Origin of the sequence: Acetivibrio sp. (genome assembly GCF_035371925.1) — a bacterium.
Taxonomy (GTDB): Bacteria; Bacillota; Clostridia; order Acetivibrionales; family Acetivibrionaceae; genus Hungateiclostridium.
The window spans coordinates 1-12,909 of the sequence record NZ_DAORXT010000082.1 but is presented as its reverse complement, the minus strand read 5'-3'; the positions used below and the strand labels follow the sequence as shown (position 1 = coordinate 12,909).

At 39.0% G+C, this 12,909-nt stretch carries 13 protein-coding genes and 2 tRNA genes; 2 read left to right on the top strand and 13 right to left on the bottom strand.

What is annotated here, in order from left to right:
- Nucleotides 1-690: 690 nt before the first annotated feature.
- Nucleotides 691-1,248, bottom strand: coding sequence for a TetR/AcrR family transcriptional regulator C-terminal domain-containing protein (locus tag PLH43_RS10665; RefSeq protein ID WP_324362913.1), 558 nt, complete (start codon nucleotides 1,246-1,248; stop codon nucleotides 691-693).
- A 243-nt stretch (nucleotides 1,249-1,491) separates the two neighbouring features.
- Between PLH43_RS10665 and PLH43_RS10660 the strand changes: the two genes are divergently transcribed.
- Nucleotides 1,492-4,086, top strand: coding sequence for a calcium-translocating P-type ATPase, PMCA-type (locus tag PLH43_RS10660; protein WP_324362911.1), 2,595 nt, complete (start codon nucleotides 1,492-1,494; stop codon nucleotides 4,084-4,086).
- Between the two features lie 67 nt (nucleotides 4,087-4,153).
- Entirely contained in the window at nucleotides 4,154-4,558 is a 405-nt protein-coding gene (locus PLH43_RS10655) for a hypothetical protein (protein ID WP_324362909.1), read from the top strand.
- A gap of 1 nt (nucleotide 4,559) precedes the next feature.
- Here the strand turns inward: PLH43_RS10655 and PLH43_RS10650 are convergent, their stop codons facing one another.
- From PLH43_RS10650 to spoVT, 12 genes are all read right to left on the bottom strand, one after another.
- Nucleotides 4,560-6,260 carry an AarF/UbiB family protein gene (locus tag PLH43_RS10650; RefSeq protein WP_324362906.1) on the bottom strand — a complete coding sequence of 567 codons (1,701 nt, stop codon included), beginning with the start codon at nucleotides 6,258-6,260 and terminating at the stop codon, nucleotides 4,560-4,562.
- A gap of 264 nt (nucleotides 6,261-6,524) precedes the next feature.
- Nucleotides 6,525-7,781: a methyl-accepting chemotaxis protein gene (locus tag PLH43_RS10645; protein ID WP_324362904.1), complete on the bottom strand. Its 1,257-nt coding sequence runs from the start codon at nucleotides 7,779-7,781 to the stop codon at nucleotides 6,525-6,527.
- A gap of 264 nt (nucleotides 7,782-8,045) precedes the next feature.
- A tRNA-Met gene (locus tag PLH43_RS10640) sits at nucleotides 8,046-8,121 on the bottom strand.
- A gap of 10 nt (nucleotides 8,122-8,131) precedes the next feature.
- Nucleotides 8,132-8,220, bottom strand: a tRNA-Leu gene (locus PLH43_RS10635).
- Between the two features lie 301 nt (nucleotides 8,221-8,521).
- Complete coding sequence (locus tag PLH43_RS10630) at nucleotides 8,522-8,944, bottom strand: S1 RNA-binding domain-containing protein (protein WP_324362902.1); 423 nt, start codon at nucleotides 8,942-8,944, stop codon at nucleotides 8,522-8,524.
- Nucleotides 8,945-9,062: 118 nt separating this feature from the next.
- The gene (locus PLH43_RS10625; protein ID WP_324362900.1) at nucleotides 9,063-9,344 is read right to left on the bottom strand and encodes a septum formation initiator family protein; all 282 of its coding nucleotides are present in this window, start codon (nucleotides 9,342-9,344) and stop codon (nucleotides 9,063-9,065) included.
- A 105-nt stretch (nucleotides 9,345-9,449) separates the two neighbouring features.
- A complete protein-coding gene (gene yabQ / locus PLH43_RS10620) occupies nucleotides 9,450-9,968 on the bottom strand; it encodes a spore cortex biosynthesis protein YabQ (RefSeq protein ID WP_324362898.1) in 519 nt (172 codons plus the stop codon).
- Nucleotides 9,969-9,973: 5 nt separating this feature from the next.
- On the bottom strand, nucleotides 9,974-10,264 hold the full coding sequence (gene yabP / locus PLH43_RS10615) for a sporulation protein YabP (RefSeq protein WP_324362896.1): 291 nt from the start codon (nucleotides 10,262-10,264) through the stop codon (nucleotides 9,974-9,976).
- A 131-nt stretch (nucleotides 10,265-10,395) separates the two neighbouring features.
- Complete coding sequence (locus tag PLH43_RS10610) at nucleotides 10,396-10,635, bottom strand: RNA-binding S4 domain-containing protein (RefSeq protein WP_324362894.1); 240 nt, start codon at nucleotides 10,633-10,635, stop codon at nucleotides 10,396-10,398.
- Between the two features lie 141 nt (nucleotides 10,636-10,776).
- On the bottom strand, nucleotides 10,777-11,052 hold the full coding sequence (locus PLH43_RS10605) for an HU family DNA-binding protein (RefSeq protein WP_265445392.1): 276 nt from the start codon (nucleotides 11,050-11,052) through the stop codon (nucleotides 10,777-10,779).
- A gap of 147 nt (nucleotides 11,053-11,199) precedes the next feature.
- Nucleotides 11,200-11,985, bottom strand: a complete 786-nt coding sequence (mazG, locus tag PLH43_RS10600) for a nucleoside triphosphate pyrophosphohydrolase (RefSeq protein ID WP_324362889.1) — start codon at nucleotides 11,983-11,985, stop codon at nucleotides 11,200-11,202.
- 226 nt (nucleotides 11,986-12,211) lie between these two features.
- Complete coding sequence (spoVT, locus tag PLH43_RS10595) at nucleotides 12,212-12,766, bottom strand: stage V sporulation protein T (protein WP_324362888.1); 555 nt, start codon at nucleotides 12,764-12,766, stop codon at nucleotides 12,212-12,214.
- Nucleotides 12,767-12,909: the final 143 nt, after the last annotated feature.

Genomic DNA, 12,909 nt, shown 5'->3' with positions numbered 1-12,909 from the left:
GTATTATTGCCTTTGGTAATTTTTCTTTTAAACTATAACTGCAAAAGAAACGGGGTTTAAATCAAAAATTTTTAGTATTTTTGGTCTTTTTACATTTCTATTCTCTTTCTACGTTTTTTGTGCTTTTCCATTCTGTCAGTTTGAAATCAAAAGCTCGAGACATCGAGTCCCTTCGCTTTTGCCTCTTTCATTTCATTCCAAGAGGCCAAATTAAAATGGTATGAACAGCCTAAAGACTGCCCATACCATTTATTCTGTGCTTCGCCTTATTCTTTAATTATCCTTCCACGCTGCCGGAATATCTTCATAGTTCGATAACTTGGTACAGTTATAAAAACAAGAGTTACCCGTTAAATTTTCACGCAGCCACAGTTCCGGTGCCAGGCCTGTTAAAGCTTCGCAATTGGCAAAGCAATAACTGAAATCTGCGGCATTAATATTGTTTTCAAACAGATTTCCAGGAATTTCCTCTAAAGCGTTGCAAGCATAAAAGCAATAACTAAAGCCAGTTGCATTAATATTATTGGCAGAATAATCGGTTATTTCGGTTGTTGTGCCATCGCCCCAGCCAACAAATTAGACTTCCAACCCATTTATTATAAAGTCGGCCGTTCCTGAATCTTGCGATGGTGAAACTCCAATCGTATCCACACCATTTTTAATTACTTTTCCGTTGCAAAAATTTCATCACTATTTCTGCTTCTTAACCTTCTTCTCCAGAATAAACCTCAGACATTCCTCCGTCAGCGGATAAAAGCTGGTACTGTATTCATAAGGAGGACTCTTCATTCCGCCCCTCGCCCATTGGGTTATACTCCCCACAATTGCATTGGTAAAATAATTTACAATCATATCGAATTCAGCCGGTGCAATTTTATTTTCCCCCAGCACTTCTTCAGTTTTTTCCTTGACAGACTCATAAATAATCCTGAAAAAATGCTCGCTAAGATTGTTCTGCACATTTGAAGTTAAGGCTGCAACATAAAAGTCCCTGTTTTCATACAAGTGCTCCACAAGCTCATCCAATACCGAATTGTCATGGTTAACATCTGTAAGACTTGCAAACTCGGTGTCAAAAATCCAGCAAACCAAATCCTGTTTATCTTGAAAATGATAATAAAAAGTTTTGCGATTAAGACCGCAAGCATCCACAATTTCTTGAACGCTTATTTTGTCCAGCGTGGTATTTAGCATAAGCTTCTTTAATGTTTGGGCTATCAGCTGTTTGGTAAGCTCAGGCTTTGCCATAATCAATCACCTCATACACGAACATTTATCACAATCTGTCCGAAAATTACACACTTTGGGCAATCTGTGTAAAAACCGGACACTTAGTTAAAAATATTGGTTTTTTTAAATCTTATATCATGATAAATTATTTGTAAAGATAATTGTTAGCCGAATTGCAAGATATAATATATGCCGGCTAATTTAGAATGCGCTAATAAATAATAACCAAAATAAAATAATAATAAGGAAAGGACGTGGAAAATGAAACACTATTTTGAAAGCATTGAAACCGTTCTAAAACAGTTGGAAAGCTCCAAAAACGGTATTGAATCAAAAGAAGCTGCGCAGCGGCTTGAAAAATATGGTCCTAACAAGCTGGATGAAGGCAAGAAAAAATCAGTAATTGCCAAATTTCTAGACCAGTTAAAAGACCCTATGATCATAGTTTTAATTGTAGCGGCAATTATTTCAGGTTTGGCCGGAGAGCCGGCCGATTCAATCATCATACTGATGGTTGTAATTGTAAACTCAATACTGGGTGTAGTGCAGGAAGGAAAGGCCGAAAAAGCCATTGAGGCCCTGCAGAAAATGTCGTCTCCTTACTCAAAAGTCAGGAGAAACGGTAAGGTAATGCAAATCAAGTCCGAAGAAATTGTACCCGGGGATATAGTTCTTATTGAAGCGGGTGATGCTGTTCCTGCAGATATAAGAATTATTGAAGCTTCAAGCCTTAAAATTGAAGAGGCATCCCTTACTGGAGAATCGGTACCCATTGAAAAATCAGCCGATGTTATACCTTCATCGGATAAGGACATTCCTCTCAGTGACCGCCGCAACATGGCTTACATGGGCACCAATGTTGTGTACGGCCGCGGTGAAGGTGTTGTAGTAAGCACCGGAATGTCAACAGAAATGGGAAAAATCGCAAACATTATTTCCAGCACAGATGAAGAAAAAACACCGCTGCAAAAGAAACTTGCAGAGTTGAGCAAAGTGCTTAGCGTGGGTGTACTGGGGATTTGCGTATTCATATTTGTCTTTGGAGTATTAAGGAACGGAGGTTTTTCAGGAAACAATGTTCTGGAAATGTTTTTGCTGGCAATCAGTCTGGCTGTTGCCGCAATTCCGGAAGGTTTGGTAGCGGTTGTCACCGTTGTTCTTTCCATCGGTGTCACAAAAATGTCCAAACGCAATTCCATCATCCGTAAGCTTACCGCTGTTGAGACCTTGGGATGTACACAAATTATCTGTTCCGACAAGACAGGTACTCTGACCCAGAATAAAATGACAGTCGTAGATTCCTTTGGTGATGTGCAAAAGCTCGCTGTCTCCATGGCTCTTTGCAACGATGCCGCTTTGTCGCAAGAAAACGGCGAAGTAATCGGTGAGCCTACAGAAAGCGCCCTTGTACGCTATGCTTTTGATATGGGCATCAATAAAAACGAATTGGAAAAGGCTATGCCCAGAGTTGCAGAAGCCCCCTTCGATTCGGTTAGAAAAATGATGTCCACAGTCCACAAGAACCAAGACGGTAAATTCATTCAGTATACAAAGGGAGCACCCGATGAGCTTTTGAAAAACTGCACCCACATAATCACAAAAGATGGCGTGGTTCCTTTGACAGACAAACACCGCACCGAAATTCTTAACGAAAACAAAAGAATGGCGAATAAAGCCCTTCGTGTATTGGCATCGGCTATGAAAGAGACAGATTCCTTGCCCGCCAATACATCTCCGGAAAGCCTGGAGCGGGATTTGACATTTATTGGCCTTGCAGGCATGATTGACCCCGTTCGTCCGGAAGTAAAAGCGGCAATCGAGAAATGCCGCAATGCCGGCATACGTCCTATTATGATTACCGGAGACCACAAAGACACAGCCGTTGCCATTGCAAAGGAGCTGGGCATTATATCCGATGAAAGCCAGGCAATTACCGGAGCAGAATTGTCCGAAATATCCGACAGTGATTTTGAAGAAAAAGTTAAAGATTATTCCGTATATGCCCGCGTACAGCCTGAGCACAAGGTACGAATCGTAAATGCATGGAGAAAACGCGGCAAGATTACTGCAATGACGGGAGACGGCGTTAATGACGCCCCTGCCCTAAAATCCGCCGACATAGGCGTTGGCATGGGAATTACCGGTACAGACGTTACCAAGAATGTATCCGATATGGTTCTTGCTGACGACAACTTTGCTTCGATTGTCTACGCAGTTGAGGAGGGCCGCAGGATATATGACAACATCCGTAAATCCATACAGTTCCTGTTATCTTCAAACTTAAGCGAAGTAATTGCATTGTTCATAGCAACCCTCAGAGGATTTATACTGTTTTCACCCATACATATCCTGTGGATCAACCTTGTAACCGACTCCCTGCCGGCCATAGCATTGGGTATGGAAGAAGCAGAAGACGACATTATGAAAAGGCCTCCTCGAAGCACAAAAGAAGGGATTTTCGCAAACGGCTTGGGAATCAGCGTAATATATCAAGGTATTGCCATTGCAGCTTTAACGTTGATATCCTACTTTATCGGCAACAGCAAATCCCATATTACCGGAATGACAATGGCGTTCTTGACAATGTCCACATGTGAGGTTTTCCAATCGCTAAACTTAAGGTCAATGACAAAATCCATTTTCAGATTGAAAACCCGTAACATGGTTTTATTCGCCGCAATGGTGGTAGCTTTCGCTTTATCGCTGTTTGTAATATATGTGCCGGGCATAAACGATATATTCAAGCTGACTCCGCTTTCAGGTAAAGAATTCCTTGTTTCATTTGCTTTGGCTTTTGCAATTATTCCTATTGTGGAAATAGTCAAGTTCGTTATGTCCTCGGTAAAAAAAGCATAATAATGGATGGGGCATATCGCCCCTCCATTTATCATTTATGAAAGACTAAAAATTTGGAGGTAGCAAAATGAATTGGCTAAGAACATTCATGAGGGAAAGGTATGGCAGCGACCGTCTCTCCATATTTTTAATAATTCTCTTCATAATATTGAACTTTACCGGCAATCTGCTGAAAATGCCGGTATTTGCCCTGATTGGCTATATTCCGCTGGCTATAAGTATTTATAGAATACTGTCAAAAAATATAACTCGGCGCAGGATGGAAAATTATAAATTTGTAATGTTTATGGATTCCTTTACTGCATGGTTTAAGAAGGCATCAAACAATATAACAATCCGTATCAGGGATGCAAAAACCCACAGATATTTCTCATGTCCCGCTTGCAAAGCCCAGCTTAGGGTACCCAAGGGCAAGGGAACAATTATTATTACCTGTCCCAAATGCAAAACTGAATTTAAGAAAAAAACATAAATCAGAAGCGGTTTGACCGAAACATGGAAACAATGAGACCCAATATAATGGCCACTACGACTCCAAGCCCAATCCTAAGGGCCGTAACATTCACAAAATACATTTCGCTTCCCGGGCTTGCACTCTGGCTGGAGCCTATTATAATACCCGTAATGATAATGCTTACGGCAAGAAGTACCACGCTTAAAGACATTCGGTTAAAATTCCTGTCAAGCCTCTTCATAATTTTGTCAATATCTTTAATTCCCAGCTGAAGGGTGTAATCCCTGTCTTCGAATTTTTCCAAAATGCCCAAGACAATGGACGGAATTTCGTTGAACAGGTCTGCCACATCCCGGTAATTTAGAGCATTCTTTTTTATGCTGTCGGTAACATTTTTTATAGAGAAAGACTTATACATAAGCTTCTTTGCAATAGGTTTTGCAATTTCTATGGTGTTCAGGTCCGGGGCCAGCTTTTCCAAGACTCCCTGAGCAGTACCAAGGGTTTTGGCCAGCATGGCAAATTCGCGGGGTATTCTTATCTCATTTACAAAAGCAATATTAAACACCTCATAAAACAGGTCAACAACCTTTATTTCACTCCAAGGCATGGTAATATATTTATCAATCATTCTGTCAATGTCTTTTTCAAACCTTTTTAGATTACGTCTATCCGACATTTCTCCCAGGTCAACAATTGACCGGGCAACTATTTTGCTGTTTTTGGTGGAGACACCTATGAAGAAGTCCGATATGCTTTTCTTTCGGGACTCACCGATACTTCCCACCATCCCCAAATCCAAAAAAACTATCGTACCGTCCGGAAGAACTCTGATGTTTCCCGGGTGGGGGTCGGCATGGTAAAAACCATCGGTTAAAATTTGATTGCATATTGACGTGGCAAGTTTTTTGGCCAGCTCAACCTTGTCAATCCCCGCCTTCTCCAATTTGCTTGTATCATCAATCTCGATACCTTCAACGTACTCCATTGTAAGCACACGTCTTGTGGTATACGTCCATTTAATTTCGGGAACTTTTGCAATTCCTTCTTTGGCAAAATTCTTCCTGAAAGTCTCGGCATTTTCTCCCTCTTTGGTAAAATCCAGTTCGTTTTTTATCGTGTTTTCAAAATCCACTACCATCCCGACAAGGTCATAAATCTTTCCGTATTTGGTGTGATTTTCGATAAAATGCGCAAGGTCCTTTAAAATATTTAGATCCAACGCTATGTTTCTCTCTATACCGGGCCTCTGTACTTTAACCGCAACCTTCTCTCCAGATTTTAATTTTGCACAGTGAACTTGGGATATGGAAGCCGCAGCAATGGGCTCCTTTTCAAACTCCATGTAGATATTTTCCAGTTTGTCTTCAAACTCGCTTTCTATAACTGTCCTAACTTCATCAAAGGAAAAAGGATGCACAGAATCCTGAAGCTTTTTTAGTTCTTCAATAATGTCGGACGGAATAACATCGGGTCTTGTACTGAGTATCTGTCCCATCTTTACAAAGGTCGGTCCGAGCTCTTCACATGACAGCCGAATCCGCTCACCCATGGAAAGCCTTGCGCTGTCAACCTCTCCCTCATCCGCCGCAATCTTTTTTCCCATCTTTAAATAGTCAAAAATCCCCAGCTGATCAAACAACAGCCCAAAGCCATGTTTTGCAAAGACAGATATTATTTCTTTATATCTTTTTATATTGACTCTTTTGTTTATAACCATGCCATCCCCCGGCTTTTTAAGACTCATTTTCATTTAGAATGGGTTTTACATCATGTTAATTTTGCTTCTTTTAGTATTATCTATTTAAACTTTTAAATTCGAGAGAATCTGATGTTCTTTTAGTCTCCATAACTAATCTAATATTAGCACGATGCAGTAAAAACAGTCAACAATCACCAAAATTAAGGATGAATTTTAAAAATACCTTTCCAAATTTAATAAGGCCCGGTAAAGGCCTTATTGAGGTTTTTAAATAAATTGTCATTATTTTATCTTATACTTTGCCAGTTTATCGTCCAGCTCCTTCACAAGCTCACTCAATTTGTTGGAAGCATCTTTCATGTCATCGATATACTTTAACTGGTGCTCTGTTGTCATCGTCACTTCTTTGCTAAAAGCCTCCGTTTCCATTGAAACTGCCGAAATACTTTCAATAGCGGTAATTACATCTCTTTTGTCATTCTGCATTTTTTCAACCGCTTGATTCACATCTTTAATTCTTAGAACTATGGAATCTATTGCGTTTGCAATGTCGCTGAACGCACTGTCCGTCTGATTGACAGCCTCGTTTTGGTCCGCCGACACCCTTCTCATTATTTCCATGGACTCAATCGCCAATGCAGACTCTTCCTGTATGCTGTTCACCAAGAGGTTAATCTCTTCCGTGGACTTCCTGCTCTGGTCGGCAAGCTTTCTTACTTCATCGGCAACAACAGCAAATCCTTTGCCCGCTTCCCCAGCCCTTGCCGCCTCGATTGCTGCATTCAGCGCCAAAAGGTTTGTTTGCTCTGCTATGCTTTCAATAGCTTCAACAAAGCTTCCTATATCTTCTATACCTTTTGCAAGCTTTTCAACAACCGAAAATATCTTTTCTGTCGTTTCATAATTCTCCTTTGCCCTGTCCCTCAATACTTTAACCGATTGCAATCCTATATTGTTCAATTCGTTGATTTTTCTCGTATCGTCAATGACACTGTTATAGTTTTGATATACCAGTGTAATCTGTTCCGATAGCTTGTCCATGGCCTGTACGCCTTGCTGTGCCTCATTTGCTTGGGATGATGCTCCCGTCGCTATTTGCTCCACAGTTCTCGATATTTCGCCCATAGCCTGTGACGCCGACTCTGCCGCAGCACTGACTTTTCCCGTGGACTCCATGATGAGGGATGAAAGAGAAAGAAAGCTTTCAATCAATTCACAAATTTCTTTCAGCATTGAATTCACAGCCACAGATATTTTTTTCACTTCGCCGGCATCTTCAGTTTCAATCAGATGGCACAAATTCCCTTGATTTACCTTTTCCATATCCGTATTTAATCTATTAACGATTCTTTTAAAGGTAATATCAGTTGCAACTTTTATTGAAAACGCCACAAGTGAGCACACTACTAAATTGGTAAGTAAAGCGCCTAATCTTCTGCCCGACATTATATAAATAAATAAACCGTTACCAACCGCAAGTATCGCAGAAAGCAAATAGGCCACCCGTAATGGACTGTTGGTACTGCTAGGCTTTTTCATACATTGCACCCTCCCGTGGATTTAATTCATATTTACTCTGATTGAAAGCTGTCCGGTATTGGTCATGAAGAGTCCTTTGGCAAGACTTGTCCTAATTGTGATGTTATCTGGTAAATCCTTAGCAAAATATATGTAATTATGTATTTTCTACAAAGAAAAGCAAAAATCCTTCTAGAATTTAAATAATATTTTTTATTTCTTACAATATTATATAAAAAAGCATACTAAAAAACGCTTATCCTTTCGGATAAGCGCTAATATTCTTGGTTGCGGGGGGAGGACTTGAACCTCCGACCTTCGGGTTATGAGCCCGACGAGCTACCAACTGCTCCACCCCGCGATATTTTAAATGGTGCCGGAGACCGGAATCGAACCGGTACGGGAGGTAAGTCCCGCAGGATTTTAAGTCCTGTGCGTCTGCCAGTTCCGCCACTCCGGCAACTCTGAAGTTTCCCGTTCAAACGACTTTTTTATTATAATATATGTTATCTGCAATGTCAACACTTTTTTCAAGGTGATTAGTTCCAATTATAATGAAATATCTACATTTTTATCCTGCTCATTCAGCCATAAAAGCCAATACATCCAAAAAGAGACTTTTACTCGCAAATAAAAGTCTCTTTTAATATTATGCACCTTATTCTATTACATATTACAGGCAAAAAAATGCAAAAATCAACTAAACCCTTGGTCATAACCAAAGCTTTATACAATCAGCCTTTTCGTGATGGAAAAGAAATTTACTGGACAAACTTTCTGTATCCTCCGCCGCCCCTCTTCGATTCAAAATTCTTCTTGAGGTCATGCATTCTTTCATCACTATCTCTCATGAATTTGGCAAGACGCTCCTCAAAGGTAAGGTTGGACGAATTGCGGCTGCCCCATTCCACTTCCTCTGGTCTTGTGGACTTTGCATCCGCTTTTTTCGGATCTAAAGCTCTCTTAATAGACAGGCTGATTTTTCCGTTTTTGTCCACAGAAATAATTTTGACCTTTACCGTTTGATTTTCCTTGAGGTGAGACTTAATGTCCTTTACATATTCATTGGCAACTTCAGAGATGTGAACCAAGCCGGTCTGACCGTTTGAGAGCTCGATAAAAGCCCCGAAATTAGTAATACCGGAGACTTTGCCCTCAACAATTTTACCTACTTCAACGAGCATAGATTAATTAATTCCTCCTGATTAAATAAAGTACTTTGATTATATAATATGATATTGACTTGCGTCAAGTATCATGAAATTCTTGAATTAAGGAAAATGGAGGGTAATCAGAATCAGACTACTGATTCACATCAACAAAAACCCTTTCACCATTCTTTACCATACCAAGAGTCTCCCGGGCAATCCTCTCATTATACTTCTCTGAAGCAATTTCTTCCTTCTGTTTGAGAAGCTTCTCATTAAGCTCTTTTTCATGTTCTATATTCTCTTGAATCTGTTTTAACTGCTGCCGCTGGGAATTCATCATAAGCTGCTGTTTGACCAAAACAGTCCCAATATAAACCATCAAAGCTCCGGTTATTATAATCAATCCCCAACTTCGCTTTTTTCTTTTGTTCATTAATTGCCCTCTCCTTGCTAAAACCAATATATCAACACAGGGTTATTTAACAAAATGATATTATACACCATTATAATTCTACATGTATTAGAAAAATCCTCCTTCCTATATTTTTTTCCTAATGTTATTAAATATTCTCCCCGACACCTTTATTTTGCTCAATTTATTCTTGCTTGCCCCCTTTATCTTTTTAGCTCCCCGGGAAATACTTTTATATGCCTTTTTTGCAGGCACGCTCAATATTTTTAATATTATTCTCATGGGAATCAACAAGATGCCGCAAACAGTAACAGCAATTTTGTATATAGTTCTAATTACAAACAAGAATACAGCCATAACTATTCTGCTTAAAATCAAAGCATACAGTATAATGCCAATGGCCACTCCCAACATGACATATCCTCTAAGTTCTCCCTCATTGCTCCTGTAGATGATGGCGAAAAGAACCAATGCAACAATAATCCAATAAATAAAGTCCTCAAAGTACACAATGAGGTTGCTGGATTTTATAGTTTTCCTTCTGACCCTGAAAATATCGTATATAAATGCTACAATCATGCCCCCCAGGACACAATTCAAAAAAACATATGCCTGATTGCTAACAGATACCCACAATTTGATCACTTATCCTATCTGAACATTTTTGCGAAAAAGCCCATTCCTTTTGATCTTCCGTCTTTATCGCTGTATTCGCAACTTGTTATATATCCTTCTATACTAAGCTCCGAGCTTTCCACACTTAATTTGTTTATATGAAGATCTTCCCCCCGTATGATTAAGAGTCCCATTTCCGTATCGGCCACAACCATTTCATCATTGAAGCTTTCCACATCGATAACACCCGATATGCTGAGCCTCTCCCTGTTTTCAAGTACAAGGTTGTGCATCCCCGTCTTTTGCACTTTTTTATCATCAACCATACCTTATCCCTCCAATTTTATGTTACACCTTTAAATATTTATGCATGTACAACAATAAAAATGACTTTTTGCAAACAATTTCACAAATAAAATAAAAAAAGGCATCTCTCTTCAATGCCTTTTTTGTAAAACTACCTGATAATATACATATCTTTTGATTCCGATTTTAAGACGTGTTCGCTTACTGCAGTCACTTCAACCCTTGTGGTATTATTCCCGAACCGGATCTCTATAATGTCTCCCACCTTCACTTCCGTCCCGGGCTTTGCCACTTTGCCGTTTATCGTGACTCTGCCCTGCTCACAGGCCTCATTGGCCAATGTACGTCTTTTTATAAGTCTCGAAACTTTTAAATACTTGTCAATTCTCATAACAACAGGATCCCCCCCAACCCCTTTCATTTCGCATAAAGAGGTCAAATAAAAAGGCTTCACCTTCGGAAGCCCTTTTACCTCAATTTTATTTTACAAACACTGTAATTTGCAATACTTTAACTAGCAGTGTTTCTAATCTTATTTGTTAACTAACTCCTTTAATCCCTTTCCAACCTTAAATACCGGTGTCTTAGTAGCAGGAATTATAATTTCTTCTTTTGTCTGAGGATTTCTTCCTTTTCTTTCAGCTCTTTCCTTTACTTCAAAAGAACCGAATCCTACCAACTGGATTTTGTCACCTTTTGCAAGCGCTTCCTCAACACTTTCTATAAAAGCGTTGAGAGCCTTTTCTGCATCCTTCTTTGACAATTCGCTTTTTTCAGCCATACTTGCTATTAATTCAGTCTTATTCATATGCTATCCTCCTGTTTTTTTATATTGGATTTCATTTGAAGCCTTATTTTTTATTATAAATACCAAGCTTTGTAATTCCTAAGTAATGTTTATTCGATGAAAACTTTGAAATTCCTCCTTTCTTCGCGAATTTTAAGAAAATTTTTCTTATTTTTTTGTCTTCGCCATCTTCCATAGCTCGTCCATTTCCTCAAGGGACATTTCCGTAAGGGTTTTCCCGGATTTTGCCGCTTCTTTCTCAATAAACTCGAATCTTTCTATGAATTTGGTTATAGAACCCATTAGCGCAAGTTCCGGCTGCACCTTTAAAAATCTAGATAAATTTACTATGGAAAATAATACATCCCCAAGTTCATCATTTATTCTTGCCACATCTTTACTCTTATATACATCTCTCAATTCGTTTATTTCTTCATAAACCTTTTCAAACACACTGTCCGTATCTTTCCAATCGAATCCCACTTGGCTTGCTTTTTGCTGAACCTTGTAGCTTCTCATGAGTGCCGGAAGATTTGAAGGTACATCCTTGAGCACCTCCGTCTGGCTTTTCATTCCCTTTTCCTTTTTCTTTATTTCCTCCCAGTTGGTCAAAACCTCTTCGGCAGTATCGGCTTTGTCAGTACCGAAAACATGGGTGTGCCTTTGCACCATCTTCCTGCAAATACCCGTAATTACATCATTCATGTCAAATTCATTATCCTCACTTGCTATCTGGGCATGAAAAACAATCTGGAGTAAAAGGTCACCCAGCTCGTCACAGAGTCTTTTTTTATCGTTTAAATCTATTACTTCAAGAACCTCGTATGTTTCTTCAATTAGGTACTTTTTCAGGGTTTCGTGGTTCTGTTCCCTGTCCCACGGGCATCCGTTTTCGCTCCTTAAGAGCTTCATAATTTCAAGCAAATCATCAAAAGTATATTTTTCCTTTATCATATCATCAGCTCCCCGGAAGTGCTTGGTTTTATCAATTATACCAAGTAATTATACCAAATGCGGCCGGCAATTACCATAAATATATAAAATTATTTGGATTCTTAATACAAAAAATAGTCTTAAAAAATAACAGGCAATCCTAAGCGGTTACCTGTTATTCTTTGGGATGTAAGTCTGTCCATATTTACCTCTTTGTTAAAGAGTACTGCAGTCCATAAGCCAATGCTTATTGTTCCATCTGTTTTCCCAAGAAACCTGCAGCTGTTTGAGCAAGCTTTGCCTCAACTTCACCCATACGGACATCAGGGTCTGTTGACAAGAATATTACTGCTCCAATAGGGTCACCTTCTGAAATAATAGGAGTCACTACCTGTGAATAATATTTCGTTTCGCCCATTTCATCCGCCAAAATGCTTATAGCTTTTTCCTCAGGTGCTTTTACAACAAGAGTAGTTTTTTCTTCTATTATTTTTTCAACTTCCGGACTTAAGGATTTCTCAAGATATTCTTTCTTTGATGCCCCCGAAACTGCTATTATTGTATCTCTATCTGAAATACAGGTTATATGACCGCTTGTCTTATGCAAGGATTCGGCATATTGAGCAGCAAAGTCACTTAATTCACCTATTGGCGAATATTTCTTTAATATTACTTCACCTTCTCTATCGGTAAATATTTCGAGAGGGTCTCCTTCTCTGATTCTTAAAGTTCTTCTGATTTCCTTCGGGATTACTACTCTTCCGAGGTCATCTATCCTTCTAACTATTCCAGTTGCTTTCAATTTATTATACCTCCTTTTCTAGTATAGTTGTTAATACAGTTTTATTATTAATATTTTATTGGAGTTTTATACATTACAGGTGAATTATGATAACTAAAATAATTACGAAAAAAATTACTTAAATTTTACATTTAAATAGTTAT

What these genes read in the sequence shown, in the direction of transcription:
- PLH43_RS10630 (WP_324362902.1), bottom strand. Translation starts at nt 8,944, where the DNA reads ATGCTCGTTGAAGTAGGTAAAATTGTTGAGGGCAAAGTCTCCGGTATT.
- yabP (WP_324362896.1), bottom strand. Translation starts at nt 10,264, where the DNA reads ATGGTTGATGATAAAAAAGTGCAAAAGACGGGGATGCACAACCTTGTA.
- mazG (WP_324362889.1), bottom strand. Translation starts at nt 11,985, where the DNA reads ATGATAAAGGAAAAATATACTTTTGATGATTTGCTTGAAATTATGAAG.
- PLH43_RS10625 (WP_324362900.1), bottom strand. Translation starts at nt 9,344, where the DNA reads ATGAACAAAAGAAAAAAGCGAAGTTGGGGATTGATTATAATAACCGGA.
- PLH43_RS10660 (WP_324362911.1), top strand. Translation starts at nt 1,492, where the DNA reads ATGAAACACTATTTTGAAAGCATTGAAACCGTTCTAAAACAGTTGGAA.
- PLH43_RS10605 (WP_265445392.1), bottom strand. Translation starts at nt 11,052, where the DNA reads ATGAATAAGACTGAATTAATAGCAAGTATGGCTGAAAAAAGCGAATTG.
- PLH43_RS10665 (WP_324362913.1), bottom strand. Translation starts at nt 1,248, where the DNA reads ATGGCAAAGCCTGAGCTTACCAAACAGCTGATAGCCCAAACATTAAAG.
- PLH43_RS10610 (WP_324362894.1), bottom strand. Translation starts at nt 10,635, where the DNA reads ATGAGAATTGACAAGTATTTAAAAGTTTCGAGACTTATAAAAAGACGT.
- PLH43_RS10645 (WP_324362904.1), bottom strand. Translation starts at nt 7,781, where the DNA reads ATGAAAAAGCCTAGCAGTACCAACAGTCCATTACGGGTGGCCTATTTG.
- PLH43_RS10650 (WP_324362906.1), bottom strand. Translation starts at nt 6,260, where the DNA reads ATGGTTATAAACAAAAGAGTCAATATAAAAAGATATAAAGAAATAATA.
- PLH43_RS10655 (WP_324362909.1), top strand. Translation starts at nt 4,154, where the DNA reads ATGAATTGGCTAAGAACATTCATGAGGGAAAGGTATGGCAGCGACCGT.